This is a genomic window from Pseudonocardia cypriaca (assembly GCF_006717045.1).
In the GTDB taxonomy this organism is placed as follows: domain Bacteria; phylum Actinomycetota; class Actinomycetes; order Mycobacteriales; family Pseudonocardiaceae; genus Pseudonocardia; species Pseudonocardia cypriaca.
The window spans coordinates 394,175-418,743 of record NZ_VFPH01000001.1 but is presented as its reverse complement, the minus strand read 5'-3'; the positions used below and the strand labels follow the sequence as shown (position 1 = coordinate 418,743).

At 73.9% G+C, this 24,569-nt stretch carries 18 protein-coding genes; 6 read left to right on the top strand and 12 right to left on the bottom strand.

The window, feature by feature from the left end; translation table 11 throughout:
• Positions 1 to 31: 31 nt before the first annotated feature.
• The 4 genes from FB388_RS02045 to FB388_RS02030 form a co-directional block, all read right to left on the bottom strand.
• Positions 32 to 631, bottom strand: a complete 600-nt coding sequence (locus FB388_RS02045) for an HNH endonuclease (RefSeq protein WP_142096074.1) — start codon at positions 629 to 631, stop codon at positions 32 to 34.
• Between the two features lie 103 nt (positions 632 to 734).
• Positions 735 to 1,838: a cystathionine gamma-lyase gene (locus FB388_RS02040; RefSeq protein WP_142096071.1), complete on the bottom strand. Its 1,104-nt coding sequence runs from the start codon at positions 1,836 to 1,838 to the stop codon at positions 735 to 737.
• A gap of 22 nt (positions 1,839 to 1,860) precedes the next feature.
• Positions 1,861 to 2,877, bottom strand: coding sequence for an NAD(P)H-dependent glycerol-3-phosphate dehydrogenase (locus FB388_RS02035; protein ID WP_211361718.1), 1,017 nt, complete (start codon positions 2,875 to 2,877; stop codon positions 1,861 to 1,863).
• Positions 2,874 to 3,581, bottom strand: a complete 708-nt coding sequence (locus FB388_RS02030; RefSeq protein WP_246121500.1) for a lysophospholipid acyltransferase family protein — start codon at positions 3,579 to 3,581, stop codon at positions 2,874 to 2,876. Before FB388_RS02030 ends, FB388_RS02035 begins: the two co-directional genes overlap by 4 nt.
• 61 nt (positions 3,582 to 3,642) lie before the next feature.
• On the opposite strand from FB388_RS02030, the gene cofC reads away from it, so the two are divergent.
• The 3 genes from cofC to FB388_RS02015 all read left to right on the top strand — a co-directional run bounded on the left by cofC (position 3,643) and on the right by FB388_RS02015 (position 7,671).
• Positions 3,643 to 4,320 (top strand): 2-phospho-L-lactate guanylyltransferase, encoded by a 678-nt coding sequence (gene cofC / locus FB388_RS02025; protein WP_246121497.1) that lies wholly within the window; start codon positions 3,643 to 3,645, stop codon positions 4,318 to 4,320.
• Positions 4,321 to 4,411: 91 nt separating this feature from the next.
• Positions 4,412 to 6,751, top strand: a complete 2,340-nt coding sequence (locus FB388_RS02020; protein WP_425468518.1) for an RNA degradosome polyphosphate kinase — start codon at positions 4,412 to 4,414, stop codon at positions 6,749 to 6,751.
• Positions 6,748 to 7,671, top strand: coding sequence for an NUDIX hydrolase (locus tag FB388_RS02015; RefSeq protein WP_246121495.1), 924 nt, complete (start codon positions 6,748 to 6,750; stop codon positions 7,669 to 7,671). The genes FB388_RS02020 and FB388_RS02015 overlap by 4 nt, the downstream gene beginning before the upstream one ends.
• Here the strand turns inward: FB388_RS02015 and FB388_RS02010 are convergent.
• The 6 genes from FB388_RS02010 to leuC all read right to left on the bottom strand — a co-directional run bounded on the left by FB388_RS02010 (position 7,668) and on the right by leuC (position 14,790).
• Positions 7,668 to 8,969 (bottom strand): lanthionine synthetase C family protein, encoded by a 1,302-nt coding sequence (locus FB388_RS02010; protein ID WP_142096066.1) that lies wholly within the window; start codon positions 8,967 to 8,969, stop codon positions 7,668 to 7,670. The genes FB388_RS02015 and FB388_RS02010 overlap by 4 nt on opposite strands.
• Positions 8,966 to 11,926, bottom strand: a complete 2,961-nt coding sequence (locus tag FB388_RS02005; protein ID WP_170225434.1) for a lantibiotic dehydratase — start codon at positions 11,924 to 11,926, stop codon at positions 8,966 to 8,968. Before FB388_RS02005 ends, FB388_RS02010 begins: the two co-directional genes overlap by 4 nt.
• 40 nt (positions 11,927 to 11,966) lie before the next feature.
• Complete coding sequence (locus tag FB388_RS39180; protein WP_170225433.1) at positions 11,967 to 12,104, bottom strand: FDLD family class I lanthipeptide; 138 nt, start codon at positions 12,102 to 12,104, stop codon at positions 11,967 to 11,969.
• Between the two features lie 207 nt (positions 12,105 to 12,311).
• Complete coding sequence (locus FB388_RS41120) at positions 12,312 to 12,752, bottom strand: HU family DNA-binding protein (protein WP_142096060.1); 441 nt, start codon at positions 12,750 to 12,752, stop codon at positions 12,312 to 12,314.
• A gap of 32 nt (positions 12,753 to 12,784) precedes the next feature.
• A complete protein-coding gene (gene leuD, locus FB388_RS01995; protein ID WP_142096057.1) occupies positions 12,785 to 13,378 on the bottom strand; it encodes a 3-isopropylmalate dehydratase small subunit in 594 nt (197 codons plus the stop codon).
• A complete protein-coding gene (leuC, locus tag FB388_RS01990) occupies positions 13,378 to 14,790 on the bottom strand; it encodes a 3-isopropylmalate dehydratase large subunit (RefSeq protein ID WP_142096054.1) in 1,413 nt (470 codons plus the stop codon). Before leuC ends, leuD begins: the two co-directional genes overlap by 1 nt.
• 53 nt (positions 14,791 to 14,843) lie before the next feature.
• Between leuC and FB388_RS01985 the strand changes: the two genes are divergently transcribed.
• The 3 genes from FB388_RS01985 to FB388_RS01975 all read left to right on the top strand — a co-directional run bounded on the left by FB388_RS01985 (position 14,844) and on the right by FB388_RS01975 (position 22,387).
• Complete coding sequence (locus tag FB388_RS01985; protein WP_211361717.1) at positions 14,844 to 15,545, top strand: IclR family transcriptional regulator; 702 nt, start codon at positions 14,844 to 14,846, stop codon at positions 15,543 to 15,545.
• Between the two features lie 111 nt (positions 15,546 to 15,656).
• The gene (locus FB388_RS01980; protein WP_142096051.1) at positions 15,657 to 20,480 is read left to right on the top strand and encodes an AAA family ATPase; all 4,824 of its coding nucleotides are present in this window, start codon (positions 15,657 to 15,659) and stop codon (positions 20,478 to 20,480) included.
• Between the two features lie 104 nt (positions 20,481 to 20,584).
• Positions 20,585 to 22,387 (top strand): Hsp70 family protein, encoded by a 1,803-nt coding sequence (locus FB388_RS01975; protein WP_142096048.1) that lies wholly within the window; start codon positions 20,585 to 20,587, stop codon positions 22,385 to 22,387.
• A gap of 125 nt (positions 22,388 to 22,512) precedes the next feature.
• Here FB388_RS01975 and FB388_RS01970 read toward each other — a convergent pair whose 3' ends face one another.
• Positions 22,513 to 23,445 (bottom strand): hypothetical protein, encoded by a 933-nt coding sequence (locus tag FB388_RS01970; protein ID WP_142096045.1) that lies wholly within the window; start codon positions 23,443 to 23,445, stop codon positions 22,513 to 22,515.
• Positions 23,438 to 24,250, bottom strand: coding sequence for a hypothetical protein (locus FB388_RS01965; RefSeq protein ID WP_142096042.1), 813 nt, complete (start codon positions 24,248 to 24,250; stop codon positions 23,438 to 23,440). The genes FB388_RS01970 and FB388_RS01965 overlap by 8 nt, the downstream gene beginning before the upstream one ends.
• Positions 24,251 to 24,569: the final 319 nt, after the last annotated feature.

Sequence of the window (24,569 nt, the reverse complement as noted above, 5' to 3'; positions counted from 1 at the left end):
TCTGGGTGCGGGTGAGTCGGGCGGGCAGCCGTCAGGCCGCGCGCTCCCCCAGCCACGGCTCCCAGGACGGCAGCGGCTCGACCGCCAGCACCAGGATCCCGCCTGCCGCGCGGTCGGGGGCGCGCGGAGTGACGTCGAGCTTCCAGCCGAGCTCCTCGATCAGCCGATCGGCCTTCTTCGAGTTGCAGGTGCGGCAGGCCGCGACGCAGTTGTCCCACGTGTGGGCGCCGCCCCGGCTGCGCGGGACGACGTGGTCGATCGTGTCGGCGCGCTTGCCGCAGTAGGCGCAGCGCCGTCCGTCCCGCCTGAGCACTCCGGCGCGGGTCATCGGGACCGCGTGGCGGTAGGGCACGCGGACGTAGCGGGAGAGGCGCATCACCGACGGCGCGGGGATGGTGAGGCTCTCGGAGTGGAAGGCGACGCCGCCGAGGGTTTCCTCGACGCACTCGGCCTTACCGGTGAGCATCAGGACGATGGCGCGCTTCGCGGTGACGACGGCGAGCGGCTCGAAGGTGGCGTTGAGAAGCAGGACCCGGGACCCCGTCGGGATCGCGCTCGGGTGCCGCGCGATCCCCGGTACCTCCCCTGGATCGGGGTCGGCACCGATGGGGTCCGGTTGTCGGTGCTTCACGCGACCACCTCCCTGCCGCAGATAAGACCACAGCTGAGCGGCTTACGCACCTGTGATATACGACCGACGCGCCGATCATTCGCCGGGCGGCCGGACCGCTCGATCAAGCGGTGATCGCGTCCAGGGCCGCGCACACATCGGGGACCAGGTCGGACTCGTCCTCGCATCCCGCGGAGAAGCGCAGCAGCCCTTCCGCCACGTCGTCGCCCCACCGCCGGCGGCGGTCGACGGTGCTGCGCAGGCCGCCGAAGCTCGTGGCCGATCCGATCAGCCGGGAGGCGGCGAGGAACTCGCCGACGGCCGCCTCCGATGCGAGCGTGAACCGCAACACGCCGTTCCAGCGGCGCATCTGGCGCGCCGCCACGGCGTGGGCGGGGTCGGCCGGGTCGCCCGGCCACCGCACGTCGCTGACCGCCGGGTGTGCGCGCAGCACGGGGACGAGCGCGGCCGCGTTCTGCGCCTGCCGGGCCAGGCGCAGGTCGAGGGTGGCGAGGCCGCGGTGGGCGAGCCACGCCTCCATCGGTCCGAGCACCGCCCCGCCCCGCGAGCGGGCCTCGCGCAGCCGCGCGACCAGCTCGGGATCGCGCGCGCTGACGTGCCCGAGCACCACGTCCCCGTGCCCGGCGAGCGCTTTCGTGTCGGAGGCGATCACCAGGTCGGCGCCGAGCTCCAGCGGCCGCTGCCCGAGCGGCGTCGCCGTGGTGTTGTCGACGGCGAGCAGGGCGCCCACCGCGTGGGCGGCCGCTGCGGCCGCGGCGATGTCGGCGACGTCGAGGCCCGGGTTGGACGGGGTCTCCAGTAGCACGAGCGCGGCCCCGTCCAGCGAGGGCAGCGGAGCGGCCGTGGGCGTCTCCCGGACCTCGACACCCAGTGGCACCAGCTCGGAGTGGGCGAGGGAACGGGCCAGGTAGTAGCCGTCGGAGGGCAGCACGAGCGCGCCGTCGCGGCCGGCCAGCCGCAGGACTGCGGCGATGGCGGCCATCCCGGAGGCGAAGACCACGCACTCGCCGCCGTCGAGCTTCCCGATCGCCGTCTCCAGCGCTCGCCAGGTGGGGTTGTCCGACCGGCCGTAGAAGTCGGCCGGGGTGGGGTCGGACGGGAGGCCGAGCTCGAAGGTCGAGGAGAGCACGGGCCCCGGATGCATCGGCGTTCCCGGCACGCCCGGTTCGTGCCCGCCGTGCACGCACCGCGTGCCGTCCCCGATCACCGGGGCACCATAGCTCCGCGCGTTACTCCGACTCCGGCCGCGGCGCCCGGCTGATCAGCTCCTTGCCCATCTCCGCCGCCGAGAGGCCCTCGTGGCACACCCGGCGCACGGCGTCGGCGATCGGCAGCTCGACGCCGAGGCGGTCGCCGAGCGCGCAGATCGACTTGCACGACTTCACGCCCTCCGCCACCTGCCCGTGGTTGGCGGCCTCTGCCTGGGCGAGGGACTCGCCGCGGCCGAGGTGCTCGCCGAAGGTCCGGTTGCGCGACAGCGGGGAGGAGCAGGTGGCCACGAGGTCGCCGAGCCCGGCGAGGCCGGCGAAGGTCAGCGGGTCGGCGCCGAGCGCCGTGCCGAGGCGGGCGGTCTCGGCGAGGCCGCGGGTGATCAGCGACGCCCTGGTGTTGTCGCCGAAGCCCATCCCAGCGGCGATGCCGCACGCCAGCGCGATGACGTTCTTGCCGGCGCCGCCGAGCTCGCAGCCGACGACGTCGGTGTTGGTGTAGGAGCGGAAGTAGCCGGTGGTGCACGCGTGCTGCAGCGCGACCGCCCGGTCGTGGTCGGCGCAGGCGATCACGGTGGCGGTCGGTTCCTCGGCCGCGATCTCCCTGGCGAGGTTCGGCCCGGACACCACCGCCACCTGCTCGGCAGGCACGCCTGCGACCTCGCAGATCACCTCGCTCATCCGCAGCAACGTGCCCAGCTCGACGCCCTTTGCGAGGCTCACCAGGGTGCATCCCGGCGGCAGCAGGTCGCGCCAGCTCGCGAGGTTGGCCCGCAGCGTCTGCGACGGCACGGCCAGTACGACCGCGTCGGCCCCTTCGAGGGCCTCCGCCGGGTCGGAGGTGGCCGTCAGCAGCGCCGGCAGGGCGATCCCGGGCAGGTAGTCGGGGTTGGCGTGCCGCTCGTTCACCGCGGCGGCCACCTCGGGACGGCGCGCCCACAGCCGGACGTCACGCCCGGCATCGGCCATCACCTTCGCGAACGTGGTGCCCCACGAGCCGGCACCGAGCACGGCGACGCGCCGCACCGGAGCCGTCACGAGGCCGTCCTCCGGTAGAACTCCTCGGGGGCCGGCTCGCCGCGCACCTCGGCGAGCAGGTCGCGCACCCTCGTCATGATCAGGTCGGTGACCTCGCGCAGGAGCACGGCGTCGACCGGGCGGTCGCGGTAGGCGGAGAGGTCGACCGGCTCCCCGCACCGCACGATGATGGGCTTGCGCGGCAGCGGCCGGAACTTCTTGTTGTACCCGTCCAGCACCTCGCGCGTGCCCCAGTGGACGAAGGGCACCACCGGCACGTCCGCCGACAGCGCCAGCCGGGCGACGCCGGTGCGCGACTGCATCGGCCAGCCGTCGGGATCGCGGGTGATCGTGCCCTCGGGGTAGATCACCACGACCTTGCCCTCCTGGAGCGCGCGCGTGCCGTCCCGCAGGCTCTGCTGCGCGTCGGCCGACTCCCGGTAGACCGGGATCTGCCCGCTCCCGGCGAGCGCCCAACCGAGGACCGGCGCGCGCCAGAGGCTGTGCTTGGCGAGGAACCGCGGCACCCGGCGGGCCTTGTGCACCACGAGCCCGCTGAAGATCGGGTCGAGGTGGGAGACGTGGTTCGCGACCATCAACGCGCCGCCGCTCGGTGGTACGTGTTCCCCGCCCTCGAACCGGGAGCGGGCCACCAGCCAGCTGATCGGGTAGAAGAAGACCGCGCAGAACGCGATCCAGAACCCGCCTCTCTCTCGCCTGACCACGCCCCAGAGTGTTCCTGGCCGGGCCTCCAAGGTCCACCACCGGGTCAGGCACGATGGATGTGTGACCTCGATCGACCGGGCGACCGTGGACCTCATCGTCCCCGTCAAGCCGCTCACCAAGGCGAAGTCCCGGCTCCGCGGTGCCGCCGACGGTGGCGTCGGCGAGCCGCGCGCCCACGCCCGGCTGGCGATGGCGCTCCTGCGCGACACGGTCGACGCGGTACGCGCCGCCCACGCCGTCCGCCGGCTGCTGGTGGTCAGCTCGGACCCGGTGGTGGCCGCTGAGCTGGGCGTGTTCGGCATCGAGGTGACGCCGGACGGCCCCGTGCCCGGTCTCAACCAGGCGTACGAGCGCGGCGCCGCGGTGCTGCGCGAGCAGGACCCCGCCGCTGCCGTCGGTGCGCTGCAGGCCGACCTGCCGGCCCTGCGACCCGAGGAGCTCGACGAGGCTGTCGGAGCCGCACTGGCGCTCTTCGCGGCCGGTGCGCGACGCGCTTTCGTGCCCGACGCCGAGGGCACCGGCACCACGTTCCTGCTCGCCGCTCCCGGCACCGCCCTCGACCCGAGGTTCGGGCCGGGTTCCGCCCGTGAGCACGAGAGGTCCGGCGCCCACCCGCTCGGCGGATCGTGGCCCGGCCTGCGCCGCGACGTCGACACCGCGGCCGACCTGCGAGAGGCCACCGCCATGGGAGTGGGGAAGCACACAAGCTGCGCGCTCGCCCTGATCCCGGGCTGCTGACGTCCCCGCGGGCGGTTCGCCACCAACCGTTCACCCCGTTGTCCGTCACTGTCACGAACACATCACGGGTGGGTTGGGGAACAATCGCGTCGTGGCTGACGACACGCGCAAGACGCAGACGAACGGCTCGGACGAGGTGAGCAGCGCCCGGCGGAGCCGCACGGGGCGCAGCGCCCCCCGGCCGTCCACGCGGCGGGTCAGCCCAGCGGGCAGTTCCACCGCCAACGGGGTGGCCGCCACGGCGACGCGCGAGCAGCCCGGCCCGGCGGCGCCGCCCACCGGCGCCCGCACGGCGAACTCGCCTGCGGCCGCCGCGGTGCCGGTCAGCCCGCCCGCCCGCACGCGCGCGCCGGTCTCCGAGCTCCCCGACGACCGCTACTTCAACCGCGAGCTGTCCTGGCTGGACTTCAACGCGAGGGTGCTCGCCCTCGCCGAGGACCCGAGCCAGCCGCTGCTGGAACGGGCGAAGTTCCTGGCGATCTTCGCGTCGAACCTCGACGAGTTCTACATGGTCCGGGTGGCGGGGCTGAAGCGCCGCGACGAGACCGGCCTCGCCGTCCGCAGCGCCGACGGCCTCTCCCCCCGCGAGCAGCTGGCCCGGATCTCGACGCGCACGCAGGCGATCCAGGAGGCGCACGCCCGCGTGTTCCTCGACCACGTCCGGCCCGAGCTGGAGGCGGAGGGCATCCACATCCTGCGCTGGACGGACCTGACCGACGACCAGCACGCCCGCCTGTCGGCGTACTTCTCCGCGCAGGTGTTCCCCGTGCTCACGCCGCTGGCGGTCGACCCGGCCCACCCGTTCCCGTACATCTCAGGGCTCTCGCTGAACCTCGCCGTCACCGTCCGCGACCCGGACGGGCGCACCGAGCGGTTCGCGCGCGTCAAGGTGCCCAACAACGTGCCGCGGCTCGTCCGCGTCGACACCGAAGACGACACCATCACGTTCCTGCCGATCGAGGACCTGATCTCCGCCCACCTCGGCGAGCTGTTCACCGGCGTCGAGGTGGCCGAGGTGCACGCGTTCCGGGTCACCCGCAACGCCGACCTCGAGGTGGAGGAGGACCGCGACGAGGACCTCCTCCAGTCGCTCGAGCGCGAGCTCGCCCGGCGCCGGTTCGGCCCGCCGGTGCGGCTCGAGGTCACCGACACGATGAGCGACCACGTGCTGGAGCTGCTCCTGCGCGAGCTCGACGTCGACCCGCACGACGTCGTCACGGTGCCGGGGCTGCTCGACCTCACCGCGCTGTGGGCCGTGCACGCCGTCGACCGCCCGGACATCAAGGACGACCCGTTCGTGCCGGCCACGCACCCCGCGTTCGCCGACCGGGAGACCCCGCGCAGCGTCTTCGCCACCCTGCGCGAGGGCGACGTGCTCGTGCACCACCCGTACGACTCCTTCTCGACCAGCGTGCAGCGGTTCATCGAGCAGGCGGCGTCCGACCCGAACGTCCTGGCGATCAAGCAGACGCTCTACCGCACGTCCGGCGACTCGCCGATCGTCGACGCGCTCATCGACGCCGCCGCGGCCGGCAAGCAGGTCGTCGCCCTGGTGGAGATCAAGGCGCGGTTCGACGAGCAGGCCAACATCCGCTGGGCCCGCGAGCTGGAGAAGGCGGGCGTGCACGTCGTCTACGGGCTGGTGGGTCTGAAGACCCACTGCAAGACCTCGCTCGTGGTGCGCCAGGAGGGCTCCACGATCCGTCGCTACTGCCACGTCGGCACCGGCAACTACAACCCGAAGACCGCCCGGCTCTACGAGGACCTGGGCGTGCTCACCGCAGACCCGACGATCGGCGCCGACCTCGCCGACCTGTTCAACTCGCTCACCGGCTACTCGCGCCAGACCTCCTACCGCAGCCTGCTCGTCGCGCCGTACGGGGTGCGCCGCGGCATCGTGCGCCGCATCGAGGACGAGATCGAGGCCAAGCGGGAGGGCCGCGAGGCCGGCATCCGCATCAAGGTCAACTCGCTCGTCGACGAGCAGGTGATCGACGCGCTGTACCGGGCCTCGCAGGCGGGGGTGCCGGTCGACATCGTCGTGCGGGGCATCTGCGCGCTGCGGCCCGGCCGGCCGGGGCTCTCGGAGAACATCCACGTCCGCTCGATCCTCGGCCGCTTCCTCGAGCACTCCCGCGTCTTCCACTTCGCCGCGGCCGGCGAGTACTGGATCGGCAGCGCGGACATGATGCACCGCAACCTCGACCGCCGGGTCGAGGTGCTGCTGCGGGTGGCCGACCCGCGCCTGGCCGAGAAGCTCGGCGAGATGTTCGACTCCTGCCTCGACCCGGCCACCCGCTGCTGGACCCTGCACGCCGACGGCCCGTGGGAGCCGTCGCCGCCGCCCGGCGCAGGTGTCTCCCACGTGCGCGACCACCAGGCCGAGATGATGCTCCGCCACGCCGTCGTCTCGGCGACGGAGGCGGAGTGACCGCGCCGCGGGTGATGGAGCCGACCGCCGCTGACGTACTGGCGGCCGGGGCCGTCCTGTGGCGTCCCGGCCGACACGGGGTCGAGCTCGCGCTCGTGCACCGCCCGAAGTACGACGACTGGTCGTTCCCCAAGGGCAAGCTCGACGCGGGCGAGACGATGCCCTTCGCCGCCGTACGGGAGATCGCCGAGGAGACCGGCCAGGAGTCGCGGCTCGGCCCGCTGCTCGGCGACGTCCGCTACGCCGTGCCCGAAGGCGGCAAGCTGGTGCGGTACTGGGCCGCCGAGGCGCGGGGCGGGGAGTTCACGCCGGGCGAGGAGACGGACGAGCTGCGCTGGCTGGACCCCGCGTCCGCGGCCGAGCTGCTGTCCTACCCCCACGACCTCGACATCCTGCAGCGGTTCACGCACGTCGGCCCGCCGGTCTCGGTGATCGCGCTCGTCCGGCACGGGAAGGCCGGCAGCCGCAGCCAGTGGGACGGCGAGGACGCGGCGCGCCCGCTCTCCGGCTCCGGCCAGGAGCAGGCGTGGCAGCTCGACGGGCTGCTCGGGCTGTTCGGCCCCGACCGCGTCGTCACGGCGCCTCCGGTGCGCTGCCGCGACACGGTGGTGCCGCTCGCCCACCGGCTCGGCCTGGCGATCGACGAGGATCCGTCGCTCGGCGAGGACGGCTACTGGGCGGATCCCGCCGCCGCCCTCGCCCGCTTCCGCGCGCTGACCGACGTCCCCGGCGTCGTCGTGGCGTGCAGCCAGGGCGGCGTGATCCCGCACCTGGTCGGCACCCTCGCGGCAGCCGCCGGCCTGCGTGAGTTGGACCCCGACGACGTCCCGGCGAAGAAGGGCAGCACCTGGCTGCTCACGTTCGGCCCCGACGCCACGCTCCGCACCGCCGACTACTACGAGCACCCCACGGGCGACTAGGACAGCAGCAGCGGCGCATCCCAGACGTCCGGACCGATGGTTCCGGGGTGGTGGGCGAACGTCGCCAGCACGAGCGCGACCCCCGCCGCGCCCTGGAGCAGCCCCGGCTCGTCGACGCCGACCACGCGTCCGGAGCGGGTGCGGTGCCCGTGCCGGAAGCCGAACGGCGCGGTCCGGTCGAAGTCGTAGAGCACGCGCTGCGCGAGCAGGCCGGCCGCGCCCTGCAGCACCGGGTCGGGATCGCGTTCGGTGACCCGCAGCACGACCTGCAGGAGTCCGGCGGCCCCGTGGCAGACGGTCGGCCCGACGAGGTGCGCATCCGACCACGGGCGCAGCACCGCTCCCCGAAGCGCCTGCACCGCCGTCGCGCACAGCTGCGGGTCGCCGAGCGCGATGCCGGCCAGGTGCAGGGCGCGCGCGACGCCCGCGACGCCGTAGCACCAGGCCGCCTTCACCGCGTCCGGGGCGACCGGCTCGGCCCCCGTCTCCTGCGCGAACGAGACGCGGGACGGCCACAGCAGGCCGTGCTCGTCGGCCACGGCCCGGCGCAGCAGCCAGTCGGCGACGGTGCGCATCGCCTCGGGCATCCCCTCCACCCGGTGCCCCCGGTCGTGGGCCAGCGCCATCAGCGCAAGCGGCCCTGCGACGCCGTGGGCGAGGCCGGCGTCCAGGTACCCGTGCGGGAGCTCGGCGGGGTCGTCGCCGCGGCACCACCAGCCCGGCACGGACGCTCCGTGTGCGGTCACCGGGAGGGTGCACGCGACGAGGTGGCGCAGCGTGCTGTGGAGCGCATCCGAGCTGCGGTCGTCGCCGAGTGCCAGCAGCAGCCTGCCCTTGCCGGTGAGCCCGCTCACCACGTCGTAGTCGGAGACGGCGAGCCATGGGCCGTCCTGCGCGGCCCGCCGGACCTGCGCCTCGACCTGCTGCTCGCTGGCCTCGGCCAGCGCGTGGGCGAGGGTGCGCAGGAGCTTGGGGTAGCCACCGTGGACGCTTCCGTGCAGCACGGCCGCGGGCACCAGGTCGGCGCCCGCCCCGCTCGCGGCGGCGGCCAGGTGCGCGTGGGTGGCCATCGCCCACGACGGGTCGGCGACCGACATCGTCGCGTGCAGGACGGCGACGCCGGGGTGCCCGAGCAGCAGCGAGGACGGGTCCCAGCCGGGGTGCCCCGCCGGGCGCCTGGCGCGGAGGGCGGTGGTGGCGACCGGCTCTGGGGAGCGGAGCCGGTCGGCCACCTCCGTGGCCACGGCGATGGCGCGGCGGCGCAGGTCCGGCGATACGGCGAGCGGGAGCGCCGTCATCGGCCGTGCCTCGCCCTGTCGGCCCGCACGGCCAGCGCGCGGTGCAGGAGTGCGTACACGCCCCGCTCCCGGGCGCGGTCGACGCCGAAGAGGCGGTTGCAGTGCATGTGGGCGAGGCTCACCCCGATGTACGCCCGCCGTTCCGGTGGGCATCCGATGCGTTCGAGCGTGGCGGCGTAGGCCGCCAGTGCCCCGCGCCGGAAGCCGCCCGGTGCGACGAGCCGGCCGCCGGGCACGGGGAGGAGGTCGGCGAGCCGCCCACGCCGGGCGGCAGGCACGGCCCGTCGGTCCGCCACCGGCACCGCCGCGACGAACCGCTCGAGGACCCCGCCGGACGGGTCGAACCCGGCCAGCAGGTCGTGCACGCTCGCCGCGGCGCGCACGTCGGCGTCCTCCCCGTCCAGGTGCGGGGCGAGGGCGAGCGCCAGCGCGCTGTCGGCGTGGAAGACCCGCTCGGCGTCGGCCATCGCCTCCGGCCCTCCGTAGCGTTCGACCTCCGGGTCGTAGCTGTCGAGCGCCGCCGTGATCAGCAGGCCGTCGTTCCGCAGGCGTCCGGCCCAGGCGTGCAGGCGCGGCACGAGCTCGCCCCACAGCCCGTCCGGCTTGCCGTGGAACCGCAGCCGCAGGTGCGGGTCGGGATCGCGGTAGCGGACGAAGAACCACCCGTCGACGCCGGCCGCGGACAGCTCGGCCTCGTCCACCAGCTCCGGCAGCCGGGTGCGCAGCAGGGCGCGTTGCGCGGGCTCTGTGGCGTAGAGCTTCGCGTAGAGCCACTCTCCCCCGGGCAGCTGGAGCAGGTCCGCCTCGCGCAATGCCACCGGCCGGGCGACGGGCGGTGCGGTGTCCGCACGCCTGCCGAGCAGCTGGAACACCACCTCGCAGGTGTGCGCGCCGCGGGGGCCGCGCAGCCAGCCCGCGTCGGCGGGCGCCTCCAGCACCACGAGCTGCGGGTGCCTGCGCAGCTCGTCGCGGAACACCAGCTGGTGCACCGGGTCGTCGAGGTCGACCGGGATGTGGTTGTCGGCCACGGTCAGGCGCACGTGCCGCGGCACGTCCCACCGCTCCCGCCACTCCGCGAGGCACCGCAGCCACTGATCGGCCGGCAGGGCCGGGTCGCCCAGCTCGCCGGGCGGCACCCAGCGCGCGGGAGCGAGCACGGTGCGTCCGTGCCGGACGCGGGGCAGGTACGGCGCCGCGGCGAGCACGCCCCAGCTCCACGGCATGCACTGCGGCGTGTCCTGCCCGCCCAGCTCCAGCAGGAACCGCGCAACCGGCGGGACGTGGCCGCTGCGGGGGTTGAGCATCGAGCCGGACACCGGGGCGATCCGCGTGCCGCTGGACGCGTCCACGAGGTGGAGCCGGTCGGTGGTGGCCGTGACCGCGAGCCGGTGCAGCGGCAGGTCGGTCACCGAAGAGTCGGGCGTGCCGGGGGCGAGCGGGATGCGCAGCGGCAGCCGCTGCGGGACCGCCGCGACGTTCGTCGAGCGCGGCACGAGCGGGCGGAAGGCCACCTGTGCTGCCCGCACCCCGTCCGCGGGCGCGCCGGCCCGCACCAGGTCCGTCAGCTCGGCGTCCAGCTCGGGGAGCAGGTGGGCGAACCGGGCCGCTGTCGTGCCGGCGAGCGCCGAGCCGAGGCTCTGCCCCACGACGAGGCGGAAGTCGCCGGCGCACAGCCGCTCCCAGCCGTCGGCGAGCACCTCGACGCACAGTTCCATCGACGGCGGGGCGGGCTCGTCCGCGGCGAGCCGGTCGACGAGGGCGTCGTCCAGCACGATCTCGGGGCGCCGCTCCCGAACGGCGGCCAGCAGCTCGGCGGCCAGCACCGGGGCACGCTGCTCGTCGGGACCGGGGCCGGACGGCGACCCGTCCCACTCGGGCAGCCCGAGGCCGGTGTCCGCCAGCAGCTCGGTGACGGGCACGGCCCGCTCGGTGCCGTACCGCTCGAGGAACCGCTCGTGGTAGCCCGCCAGCCACGAGGCGGCGACCGGGGTGGAGAGGCGCCACAGCACGGTGGCGGCCCGTTCGGCCTCCCGGGCCACCTCCTCCGGGAGCGTGAGATCCACGTCGAGGCGCAGGTCGGTCTGCACGGGCGACGCGTCGTCACCTTCGTGCAGCTCGCGCATGCGCCCGGCGACCGGCCGGCCGGCGCGCAGGTCGGTGTCGATCCCGCGCAGCGTCCCGAACAGCTCGTGCGCGTCCCCGCCGACGGCGAGGACGTGGCGGAGGGGGTCGGTGCAGTCCGCCGGTGGATCCAGGTCGGTGAGCAGAGCCCCGAGCTCGACGAGCCTGCGCAGCACCGGCTCGAGGCTGCCCTGGTCGGCGCCGAAGCGGCGGGCGAGACCGGTGAGGAGCTCGGGCCAGCGGATGGGCGTGGTGGCCGCCTCCAGCGCCGCGCCGACGATCGGCGTGTACCGGATCGACAGCTCCCGGCGCCTGCCGCCCGGCTCCACGGTCCGGGCCGGCAGCAACAGCCGTCCGTCGCGCACCGACCGGACCGGCGCGGCGACGACGGACGTGCGGGCCAGCACTTCGGGTGCCGTGCGCACCAGCCCGAGCAGTCCGTCGAGCCAGGCCGCGTCCGGACGGCTGACCGGCCGGTGCCGGTCACCCGCCCGCAGCGCCGGAGGTTCGCCGAACCGCACGGGTGCCACGCCTGCGAGGAGCCCGAACGGCGTCGCCCGGCCGGTGAGCCGCAGTTGGTACTTGGTGAGAGCGATGAGGGCGCGGCGCACGTCCTTCGCCTTCGCGGGGGCGCCTGCGGCGATCGCCCGCACGTCCCGCGCCAGGCTCGGGCTGGCGGCCTCGACCGCTTCGAGGAGCTGCCCGTCCGCCACGAGGGCGGCCAGGCGCTCCCGCTCGCCTGCCGGCGGGACGGCCGCCCGGCCGGCCCGGCGCGGCGCCGCCGCGGCCCGCAACAGACCTACGGATGCGCTCGTGAAGACCGAGTACCGGGTCATGCCCGTTCCTCGTCGCATCGGACCGGCCGGACGGACACGATCACTTCCGGCAGGGCCAGAAGATGGTGGTGCAGATGTCGGTCACGCCGGTCTTCTGCGCGGACATCTCGGACTCCACGACCTCGGCGACCTCGAGATCCAGGTCGAAGTCCGCGGGTGCGAGCGTCTCGGTCGGCATCAGGCTGCTCCGATCGTCGGTGATGGGTTGAGCGGTACCGCGTCCATCACACTAAGGATCGTTCAACGATCCGACAAGATGTTGATCCTTCGATCTCCTCGGGTTAGGGTGCCGCTCCAGCAGGGCGACGATCAACAAAAAGGTGCGCCGGCGGCCGCTGAGGCCGCCGGCGCACCCGAACCGACGTTCACGAAGGGGCGGAGCCCCTCACTTCTTCGACTTGGCCTTCTTCGCCTTCGCGCCCTTGCCGCCGCCGGCCTTGTCCTCCTTGGCCTTGCCGCCCTTGGCGGCCTTGCCGTTCTTCCCGTTCTTGACCGGCGCCTCGGTGGCGGGCTCGGCAACGACCGACGCGGGCGCGGAGCCGTTCGACTGCGCGGCCGACCCGACCGCTGCGCGGAACCCGGCCCCGGGCCGGAAGGCCGGCACGGTGGTGGCCGGCACCGCAACCGCGACGCCCGTGCGCGGGTTGCGGGCGGTGCGGGCAGCACGCGCACGACCCTCGAAGACCCCGAACCCGGTGAGCGCAACCTGCTCACCGGAGCGGACCCGGTCGACGATCGTCTCGAGCAGACCGTCGACGGCCGCCGCCGCGGTGCGCCGGTCTCCGAGGCGCTCGGCGAGCGCGTCCACGAGCTGCGTCTTGTTCATGGCTGCACGTTAGAACGCGGTCCGCGCGCGACTCACACCTGGGCGGTGGTGGGCAGCCGCGCCGGACGCCTGGCCTCGTACTCGCTGATCGCGTCGACGTGGCGCAGGGTGAGCCCGATGTCGTCCAGGCCCTCCAGCAGCCGCCAGCGGGTGTAGTCGTCGATCTGGAACGGGACCGTGAGGTCGCGCGCCTGCACGACCTTCTCCTCGAGGTCGACCGTGACCTCGACGCCCGGCTCGTTCTCCAGCAGCTTCCACAGCAGCTCGACGTCGGGCTGCGCGACCTGCGCCGCGAGCAGGCCCTGCTTGGCCGAGTTGCCGCGGAAGATGTCGGCGAACCGGGAGGAGATGACCACGCGGAACCCGTAGTCCATGAGCGCCCAGACGGCGTGCTCACGGGAGGAGCCCGTGCCGAAGTCCGGCCCTGCGACCAGCACGGACCCGCGGGAGAACGGCTCCTGGTTCAGGATGAACGACTCGTCGTTCCGCCAGGCCGAGAACAGCCCGTCCTGGAAGCCGGTGCGCGTGACCCGCTTGAGGTAGACGGCCGGGATGATCTGGTCGGTGTCGACGTTGGAGCGGCGCAGCGGCACGCCGATGCCGGTGTGGGTGCGGAAGGCTTCCATCAGGCCAGGTCCTCCGGGCTGCTCAGGGTGCCGCGCACCGCCGTGGCCGCGGCCACCAGCGGGGACACCAGGTGCGTGCGGCCGCCCTTGCCCTGGCGGCCCTCGAAGTTGCGGTTGGACGTGGACGCGCTGCGCTCACCGGGCGCGAGCTGGTCGGGGTTCATGCCGAGGCACATCGAGCAGCCCGCCGAGCGCCACTCGGCGCCCGCGGCCCTGAACACCTCGTCGAGGCCCTCGGACTCGGCCTGGAACCGCACCCGCATCGACCCGGGGACGACCAGCATCCGGACCCCGTCGGCGACCTTGCGGCCCTTGATGATGTCGGCGGCCGCGCGGAGGTCCTCCATCCGGCCGTTGGTGCAGGAGCCGACGAACACGGTGTCCACGCGGATGTCCCGCAACGGGGTGCCCGGCTCCAGGCCCATGTAGGTCAGCGCCTTCTCGGCGGCCACGCGCTCGTTCTCGTCGACGATCTGCGCCGGGTCCGGCACCCGCTCGCCGAGCGGGAGGCCCTGCCCTGGGTTGGTGCCCCAGGTGACGAACGGGGTGAGGGCGTCGGCGTCGATGTCCACCTCGGCGTCGAACACCGCGTCGTCGTCGGTGCGCAGCTCGCGCCACGCGGCGACGGCCTCGTCCCACTGGTCGCCCTTCGGCGCGCGGTCGCGGCCCTTCAGGTACTCGAAGGTCGTCTCGTCCGGCGCGATCATGCCGGCGCGGGCGCCCGCCTCGATCGACATGTTGCAGATCGTCATCCGGGCCTCCATCGAGAGGTTCTCGATGACGTTGCCGCGGTACTCCAGCACGTAGCCCTGGCCGCCGCCGGTGCCGATCTGGGCGATGATCGCCAGGACCACGTCCTTGCTCGTGACGCCAGGACGGAGCGTCCCGTCCTCCGAGTTGACGTTGATCGCCATGGTCTTGAACCGCTTGAGCGGCAGCGTCTGGGTGGCGAGCACGTGCTCCACCTCGGACGTCCCGATGCCGAACGCCATCGCGCCGAACGCGCCGTGCGTGGAGGTGTGGCTGTCGCCGCAGACGACCGTGAGACCCGGCTGGGTGAGCCCCAGCTGCGGCCCGACGACGTGCACGATGCCCTGCTCCGCGTGGTTCATCGGGTAGAGCGGTACGCCGAACTCGGCGCAGTTCTTGCGCAGCGTCTCCACCTGGGTGCGCGACACCGGGTCGGCGATGGGCAGCTCGACGTCGGTGGTGGGGACGTTGTGGTCCTCGGTGGCGACCGTGAGGTCCGGCCTGCGCACGGGACGGCCGGCGAGCCGCAGCCCGTCGAACGCCTGCGGGCTGGTGACCTCGTGCACCAGGTGCAGGTCGATGTAGAGGAGATCGGGCTCCTGCCCCTCTCCCTTGCGGACCAGGTGCTGGTCCCAGACCTTCTCGGCCAGCGTGCGTCCCACGGCGGCAGCCTCCTCGCTGGACGTCTCACATTTCGGGAAGTTAGTATCGGCTCGTGAGACAGCATAGCGGCATCGGCGTGCTCGACAAGGCCGTGGGGGTGCTGCGGGCCACCGCGGCCGAGCCCTGCGGCCTCGCTGAACTGTGTGAGCGCACCGGGCTGCCCCGGGCCACGGCCCACCGGCTCGCCGTCGGTCTGGAGGTGCACGGTCTCCTGCACCGCGGCGCCGACGGCCGCTGGCGGCCGGGCCCCGCCCTCGCCGAGCTCGCCGCGGGGGGCGTGGACCCGCTGCTCGAGGCGGCGGGCGCCGTGCTGCCCCGGCTGCGCGACATCACCGGCGAGAGCGTGCAGCTCTACCGCCGCGACGGGATCCACCGCGTCTGCATCGCCGCCGCCGAGCCCGCCAGCGGCCTGCGCGACACCGTTCCGGTCGGCACGCGCCTGCCGATGACCGCCGGCTCCGGCGCGAAGGTCCTCGCCGCGTGGGCCGAGCCCCCCGTCCAGCGCGCCGTGCTCGCGGAGTCGACGTTCAGCGACCGCGTGCTGGTCGACGTGCGCAGGCGCGGGTGGGCGCAGAGCGTGGCCGAGCGCGAGTCCGGCGTCGCGAGCGTGTCGGCACCGGTCCGCGACGGCACCGGACAGGTCGTCGCCGCCGTCTCGGTGTCCGGTCCGGTCGACCGCATCGGCAGGCGCCCCGGCGTCCGGTGGGCCGCCGACCTGCTCGCCGCGGCGGAGGCGCTGCAGCACCGCCTCTAGTGCCCGCGGCTCCTGCACGGCAGAGTCGTCCTGTCGGGGAGGTCCGACGTCGTGGAGGGTCGCGTGCAGGCAGGGGCGGGACCGCCGGACGGAGACCCGTCTGCACCGGCCGTGACCGTGCACGAGAGCGAGCGCACCCGCATCACCAGGCTCGGCGCCCCGGGGCGGACCGTCATCCGCAAGGAGCCACTGGGACCGGACGCCGAGCGCCGGCTGCGCCACGAGTCGGCGATGCTCGAGCGGTTACGGGGCGTGCCGGGCGTGGCACAGCTCGTGAGCTGTCCGAAGGGCGAGGGTGCATTTCTGCTCGCCGACGTCGGCGGCACGAGCCTCGCGGAACGGCCGATGCCCATGGCCCCGGACGAGCTGGTCGCGCTGGCGTCCGGGCTGGCGCGTGCCGTGGCCGGCATGCACCGCCGGGGCGTGATGCACCGGGACATCACCCCGGCGAACATCGTCGTCGCGCCCGACGGCACCCCGCACCTGGTGGACTTCGCCCTGGCCACGTCGCTCGCCGAGCTCCGGCCCGAGTTCACCCACCACAGCCGGATCGTGGGAACGCTGGCGTACCTGGCGCCCGAGCAGACCGGGCGCACCGGCCGTGCGGTCGACCAGCGCGCCGACCTGTACGCGCTGGGCGCCACCCTCTACGAGCTGGCGACCGGCGAGCCGCCGTTCGGCACCGGTGACCCGCTGCGGCTCACCCACGACCACCTGGCACGCGTGCCGGTGCCGCCGGCCGAGGTGAGGCCGGCCCTACCGGGCGCGTTCTCCGAGGTCGTCCTGCACCTGCTCGAGAAGGAGCCCGACGACCGCTACCAGTCGGCCGAGGGCCTGGTCCACGACCTGGAACGGTTGCAGGCGGGAGCGGCTCGGCTGCGGGCCGGCGAGCGCGACGTCCCGCTCCGGCTGCCACCACCGTCACGGCTGGTGGGCCGCGACCACGAGGTGGCGGAGCTGCAGGCGGCGTTCGGCGACGCGCTGGAAGGCCGCTGCCGGGGCGTGCTGGTCAGCGGCCCCGCAGGTGCGGGGAAGACGGCGCTGGTCGACCAGCTGCGGTCCGCCGTGACCGGGCGCGACGGGTGGTTCGTCGCCGGCAAGTTCGACCAGTACCGGCGGGACCTCGAGTTCAACGCCGGCTACCTGGCGCTCCGGGCGCTGGGCCGGCTGCTGCTGCCCGAGCCGGAGAGCGTGCTGACCGACGTCCGCGCCCGGCTGACCGAGGAGCTCGGTCCGAACGCAGGCCTGGTCACCGCGATGCTGCCGGAGTTCGCCGCGCTGATGGCGACCCCTCCCGATCCGGGCGACCCGCTGTCCTCGCAGGCCCGGTCGCAACGTGCGGCTGTCGCCGTGCTGCGGGCGGTGGCGTCGCGGGGCCGCCCCCTCGTGGTGTTCCTCGACGACATGCAATGGGGCGAGCGCAGCACTCTCGGCTTCGCCGACCTCGTGCTGACCGAGGAGCGGATCGAGGGTCTGCTGCTGGTCGGCGCGTACCGCGAGGAGGCGGTCGACGCGGCGCATCCGCTGGCACCGCTGCTGTCCCGGTGGCAGGAGCAGGACGACGTGCGGCGGCTGCGGCTGGACGCCCTCGGCGTGCCGGAGTCGGTCGCGCTGGTCGCCGAGATGCTGCACGTGGACCGGGACGCGGCGGCCGACCTCGTCGAGCTGATCGGCCCGCAGACGCGGGGCAACCCCTACGAGATCGTGGAGCTGCTCAACGCGCTGCACCGCGCCGGGGTGCTCGCGGCGACGGCATCGGGGTGGCGGTGGGACGAGCGCGCCGTACGCGCACGCCTGGACCGGGTCGAGCTCGGCGGGCTGCTGGCCGCCCGTGCCCAGGCGCTCCCCCGGCCGTCCCGGGAACTGGTCGAGGCGATGGCCTGCCTCGGCGGGCGAGCGGAGCTGACCGTCCTGCAGGCCGCGACGGGCGCTCCCGCGGCCGTGGTGGAGGAACGCATGGCGCCCGCCCTCGAGGAGGGCGTCCTGGTGGCGGAGACCGGCGTGCGCGATGCGGTGCGGTTCCGCCACGACCGCATGCGCGAGGCGGTGCTGGCCGGGTTGGGGACCGGGAGAGGCGTCCTCCACCTGGCGATGGCACGCCGGCTCGCCCGGGAACGGGAGCTGTACGCGGCGGCCGCGGAACAGTACCTCCCGGTGATCGACGCCGTCACCGACCCGACGGAGCGGCGCGACGTGGTTCGGCTGCTGAGACGGGCGGCCGAGCCGGCAGCGCTGATCGGGGACCACGAGCTGGTGCACCAGCTCCTGACGGCCGCGCTGGCCCTGGTCGATCCCGGCGATGCCGCCACGCTCGTCGAGCTGCACACCGGCCGCCACCGCGCGTTGTTCGGCATGGGCCGCCTCGACGAGGCGGACGAGGCGTTCCGCTCGATCGACGGGTTGGAACCCACCGCGGCCGATCGCGGGCTCGCGACGGCGGTGCAGGTGAGGAGCCTGACCCATCGGAAGCGCTTCGCGGAGGCCGCGTCACTCGGCGTCGGGTCGCTGCGCGAGCTGGGGGTCACCGTGCCGCCGGCCACCCAGCTCGCAGCCGAGCTCGACCGCCAGTTCGACGACTTCTACCGGTGGCTGGACGCCGAGGCCGACGACGTGGCCCGTCCGGCCATCACCGACGTGAGGCTGCTCGCCGCCACCCACGTGCTCAACGCGCTGCTGCCCACCACCTACTACAGCGACCACGCGATGTTCGGATGGCTGAGCCTCGAGGCGGTGCGGATCTGGCAGCGGCACGGCCCCGATCCCGGGCTGGTCGGTCCGGCGAGCATCGCTGCCTTCAACGCCATCGCGCTGCGCGGGGACACCGCTGCCGGCCACCGGGCCGTCCTGCGGGTCCTGGCACTGGGGGAAGCGCGTGGCTACGAGCCCGGCACCTCGCAGGCGCGCTACGTGTACGCGTGCCTCGCCTGGTGGTGCGAGCCGATCGAGAACGGCGTCCGCGCCGGTCAGCGCGCCACGGAAGGGCTGGTCGCCGGCGACGACCTCGCCAACGCCGGCTACTCCCTCTACGCGACCGTGCCGAACCTGCTGGACTGCGCGCCGTCGGTGGACGCGTTCGTCGCGGAGGTGGAGGTCGGGCTGGCGTTCGTGCGCCGGACCGGCAGCGAGGAGATCGGCCCGTGGCTCGGCAGCTATGCGTGGCTGGCCCGCGTGCTGCGGGGGGAAACCGCCGACCCGGTTCCCGTCGAGGGGTTCGCCGACAACCCGGTCGCGCTTCTCGTCGCGCACCTGACCAGGGCGATCGCCGCGGCCGTCCTCGGCGAGCCGGCGTGGTTGGGCGAGCACGCCGCGGCTGCGATGCCGCTGCTGCCGGCCGCGCTCGGTCTCTACCCGACCGCCGTGGCCCACCTGCTGCGCGGGCTCGGCCTGGCCGCTCAGGTCCGCGCCGCAGGCGAGGACGAGCGCACCAGCCTGCTGTCCGAGCTCGACGACGTGACGCAGTGGCTCGGCGCCCGCGCCGCTGACGCCCCCGACAACTTCCTGCACATGCTGCGGCTGGTCGAGGCGGAGCGGGCGTGGGTGGTGGGCGACTTCCGGACCGCAGCCGTCGCCTTCGACGCCGCGCGCCGCGAGGCCGCACTGCGGCAACGGCCGTGGCACCGCGCCCTCATCGCCGAACGAACCGCCCGGTTCTTCCTCGAGCACGGGCTCGAGCACACCGCCTACGACCTGCTCGCCCAGGCCAGGGCGCAGTACGCCGCGTGGGGTGCCACCGCCAAGGCCGAACAGCTGGACTGGGCCTACCCCGCCCTTCGTCCGCCCGCCGACCTGCCGCACCGCCGGGCCACGATGACGGCCGGCACGCTCGACCTGCTCGGCATCCTGTCCGCGTCACGGGCCTTGAGCTCCGAGACCAGCGTCGAACGCCTGCACGCGCGCGTGGTCGAGGTGCTCAGCGCGATGACCGGCGCCACGGAGGTCCACCTGCTGCTGTGGAGCGGTGACCGTGACGACTGGGTCCTGCCCGCCGACGGCGACCGCCGGTCGCTCCCGATGTCCGTCCTCCGGTACGCCCGGCGGCTGCGCGAGCCGCTCGTCGTCACCGACGCCACCCGCGACGACCGGTTCGCCCGCGACCCCTACTTCGCCGGGCTCGACCGCTGCTCGTTGCTCGCGCTGCCCGTCCTCGGCCGGGGAGCCCTCCGGGCGGTGCTGCTGCTGGAGAACCGCCTCATCCGCGGCGCATTCACCACCGACCGGCTCGATGCCGTCACGCTCGTCGCGGGCCAGCTCGCCGTCTCCCTCGACAACGCCCAGCTGTACACCGAGCTCAGCGCGTCACGGGCGCGGATCGTCGCCGCGTCCGACGAGGAACGCCGTCGGATCGAACGGGACCTGCACGACGGCGCGCAGCAGCGGCTGGTCTCGCTCGTACTCCACCTGGACGCGGCGCGGGCCGCGGTGCCACCCGAGCTCGACGCGCTCGACGGGCAGCTGCGCCAAGCCCTCGATGAGGCGAGGGGGGCAGCGGACGAGCTGCGTGAGATCGCCCGCGGCATCCACCCGGCGATCCTGGCGGACGGCGGTCTCGGCCCCGCGCTCAAGGCGCTCGCGCGCCGATCGCCGCTCCCCGTCGACGTCACCGTCCGCGCGACGGGGCGGCTGTCCGGACAGGTCGAGCTCAGCGCCTACTACGTCGTCGCCGAGGCCCTCACCAACGCGGTCAAGCACGCACGCGCCACGTCGGTCACGATCGAGGTGGAGGTGGACCCCGACGGTGCGGTCCTGCGCATCGCGGTGAACGACGACGGCGTCGGCGGCGCCGAACCCGACCGGGGCACCGGTCTGGTCGGCATCAAGGACCGCGTGGAGGCGCTCGGCGGCCGGGTCATCCTGGACAGCCCCCGCGGGGCCGGCACCGGTTTGCGGGCCGAGATACCGCTCACCGCGGTGGGCGGCTCCGTCACCTCCAGCTAGTACCGATCGCGCGACCTACCCCGTCATCATCCAGCCGGGCCGCTAACGTGATCTCACATCGGCTCGATGGCAACAGAGAGTCGCGAAAGCAAAGACGGGGGACGATGAGCTACCTGCTCGGCATCGATCTGGGTACCACGCGGACGGCCGCCGCGATCGGCAGGCTCGACGCGCGCCCCGGCGAGGCCGAGATCGTCAACCTCGGCGACCGGGCCAGCGCCGTGCCCTCGGTCCTCTACCTCGGCGACGACGGCAGCGTGGTCGTCGGTGAGGCCGCGGAGCGCCGGGCGCTGAGCTCCCCCGACCACGTGGTCCGCGAGTTCAAGCGGCGCATCGGCGACCCGACACCGATCATCGTCGGTGGCCGGCCGTGGGCCCCCGAGGACCTCTCGGCCCGGCTGGTGCGCTGGGTGGTCGACCGCGTCGCACAGCGCGAGGCCGCTCCCGCCGCGCGGATCGCCGTCACGCTCCCCGCCTCGTGGGGCCCGCACAAGACCGAACGGCTCGGTGGCGCGCTCGCCGGGCAGGGCCTGCAGGTGTCCTACCTCGCGGAGCCGCAGGCCGCTGCGCTGCACTACGCATCGGCCGAACGGGTGGAACCGGGCTCGACCATCGCCGTCTACGACTTCGGCGGCGGCACCTTCGACGCGGCCATCGTCCACAAGGACGGGCACACCTTCAAGCTGCTCGGCCGGCCGGAGGGCGTCGACCGCCTCGGCGGCATCGACTTCGACGAGATCGTCTTCCAGCACGTCGTCGCCGGGATGCCCGAGGCGTTCGAGGGGCTCGACGAGGACGACCCCGCCGTGCTGTCGGCGATCGCGGCGCTCCGGCGCGAGTGCGTCGAGGCGAAGGAGGCGCTGAGCAGCGACACCGAGGTGTCGATCCCGGTGCTGACGCCCAAGGGGCAGGGCTCGGTGCGGATGCACCGCAGCGAGTTCGAGGCGGCCATCCGCCCGCAGGTCGAGGACACCATCGACGCGTTGCAGCGCGCGGTGGCGTCGGCGGGGCTGGCGCCGCAGCAGCTGTCGGCGGTGCTGCTGGTCGGTGGCTCGTCCCGCATCCCGCTCGTCGGGCAGCTCGTCTCGGAGCTGCTGGGCCGCCCCGTCAGCGTCGACGCCGACCCGAAGAACGCCATCGCGATGGGTGCCGTCCTGTCGCTGCAGCCGGCGCCGCCGACCAGCACCGGGCCCCGGCCACGGGTGCCGGCGCCGCGCTCGGGCGGCTCGGCCAGGCGCCCCATCGCCGCGGCCGCTGCGGGTGCGCCGCCGCTCGGCGTGGGTGGCGGTCCGCAGGGCCCGTACGGGCCGCCGGTCGGGTACGGTCCCGGCCCGATGGGCGGCGCAGCCAGCTCGAGCCTTCCGCCGCACCGGCCGGCACCGCCGCCGCGACCGCCGGTGGCGCCGCCGCCCCGCCCGGCCACCCCGTCCTACGCTCCCGACTTCGACGACGAGCCGCCGTTCGAACCGCGGTACGAGTACGCGCCCGAGCCTCGCGGCAAGTCCCCGTCGTTCCTGGTGACGGCCGGGGCGGTCGCGGCGTCCGCCGCCGTTGTGGCCGCGGTGTTCCTGTGGCCACACCCCGACGTGCGGCCGGCCAACGCAGAGACCCCGCGCACCCCCGCAACCACGCAGCAGGTCAGCGAGCCGACCCCCACCCCGACTCCGCGGCCCGCCCCGGTCGAGGAGCCCCCGGCCACGCGCCCGGCTCAGCCCGCGCCCCAGCCGCCGAGGGTCACGGTGCAGCCGACCACCCCCGCTCCCACGCAACCTCCGGCGACGACCACGGAAGCGCCGGAGCCGACGACCGAGCCGACCGAGGAACCCCCGACGGGCGAACCGTCGGTGGAGCCCACCGAGCCCCAGGGCGACGGCGGCAGCCAGACCGCCGAGGCCACCCCGCTCTGACGATCGCCTGATCAATTCGACCTGACCGGGCCGTGGCGTCGACCGGATCAGGTCAGGCGCCACCGGCGATCACAGGTCGGCGCCTTCCCGGGAAGGCGCCGAAGAGCTGATCATGACGACATCGCCTATCGGAAGAACTCGACTCGCAGTGAGGCATCGTCCGCGAGCACGACAGCACGAGCACCAGGCCTCCAACGAAGGGGCAGCAGGAAGTACTTCTCGTTGGAACGGAGCAGGAGTCGGTATCCATCGTATCGGAAGCGGTACGTCGCCTCGGCGTCGGAGTGCAGCGGAGACTCGAGGATCCCGGGTCCGCTGAGATGCAGGCGATTCGATGCGTAGATCACGACGCCGGGAAGCGACCTGGGCTGGCGCGCGATCTGCTCAGCGGCAGAGATGCCGTTGAGCTGGGCGAAGACCGCGAGTGCCCAGAATGCGCTCAGCAGGACGACGGCGGCCAACGCCACCCGCTGCAGGAGATCGTGACCATTCGGCACGGGTGTGCGGGAACCACCGGCAGAACCCACCTCTGCGTCGGCCGCGCCGCTGCGGCTCGCCGGTTCGGCCGCCACCTCTGATCGAGTCGTTCCCCGCAGCGCGGCCCCATAGCTCAGCAGGAGCAGCCCCAGGCCGAGCCCGATCGGCACCAATGGCCACTCGACGGAGTACTGGACGACCCGCGTGAAGCCGAGCAGTCCGATAGCGGTGGCCAGTGCTCCACCGATCGAGACCAACAGTGGAACGAGCCGCTCCGTGAAGCTGTTCGTACGCAGCAGCCGCACCGTCAGAATGTGCGCCGGGCGCACGACGACCATCAGGAGCAGGACCAGGGCGACGGGTGTGAAAGTCGTGCTGACACTGCGGAACAGCAGGTCGTCGACGGTGAGCCCGAGAGTGCTGTAACTGATCCCGAAGACCTCGTAGATCACCGAGGTTCGGACCCAGCCGAAGTAGATCAGCAGCACGGTTACGAGCGTTGTGGGCGCGACCAACTGTCCGACGATCTTCCAGAGTCGGGAGAAGCCCTCGGCCGAGGCGGGGACCGGCTCCTCACCCACCACCGTCTCCCTGGTCAGGCGGCGGCTCAACTGGTGGCGGCTCAACTGGTGGCGGCTCGACCGGTGGCGGCTCCACCGGTGGCGGCTCCACCGGTGGCGGCTCCACCGGTGGCGGCTCCACCGGCGGCGGCTCCACCGGCGGCGGCTCCACCGGCGGCGGCTCAACCGGCGGCGGCTCAACCGGTGGCGGCTCAACCGGCGGTGGGGGCGGGGGCGGCGGGGGCGGCGGGTCGCGCCGGCACTCGTCGATCCCCTGCGGGTCCGCCGCTGCGCGACACAGCTCCGTGCGGACCAGCTCAGAGCGCTCGGGTGAGACGGCGTCGACCCGGCGGGCCGCGCCTGCGGCCGCCTCTTCGTCGCCGGTTGCGGCGGCCGACACCGCCTGAGCTCGGAAGTAGATCTCCGCGAAGTTGTTCTGGACGTTGTCGGGCAGCTGATCGAGGGCGACCTCGACGTCGTTGGGGTCGGCCAGGCTGGCCTCGTGATCGCCCAGGTTCGTGTCGGCGACCCGCTCGAGGACAAGGGCGGCGGCGCGGACCTGCGGGTCGGCTGACTCCTGGGCACGCTCCGCCTCGTCGCGGCACTCCGCATGCCGGCCCTGCCGGAGATCCTGCTCGCAGCTCACCACGAGCGTTGTGAACTCGCTCGGCAGGTTCGCTCCGCCGTTGCTCACCAGGATGACGTCGATCGGCACGACCGTGACGTTCGTCGTGTTGCACCCCGGCACAGCGAACACCAGCAGGAGGCAGGCGGCAGAGCGCACAGCTACGGCGTGCCCGGCGGCGCCACGAGCTGACCGAACCACGCCGGGCACTGTGATTCGCGCATGTGATTCCGTGCTCGTCCGTGTGGATCGTCGAGGCATGGCCGCCTCCCTTCACCAGGGACACGCGGAGGGAGGAGCCCGAGCGCTCAGCCTTGATACGGCGCATCGCCGGGCGGCACCGCCGGACGTGCATGCGCTGATCATCCACAGGACAACGTGATCGGCGAGCGGCACTGCTCGTCCGAGCTGCAGGCCTGACCTCACCGAGACCTCGGCCTCGAGCCGGCGGTCGAATCGATCAGCCTGCCGACCGATGACTTTCGGCAGGCGCACAAGTCAGCACTGTCGAAGCCTGTCC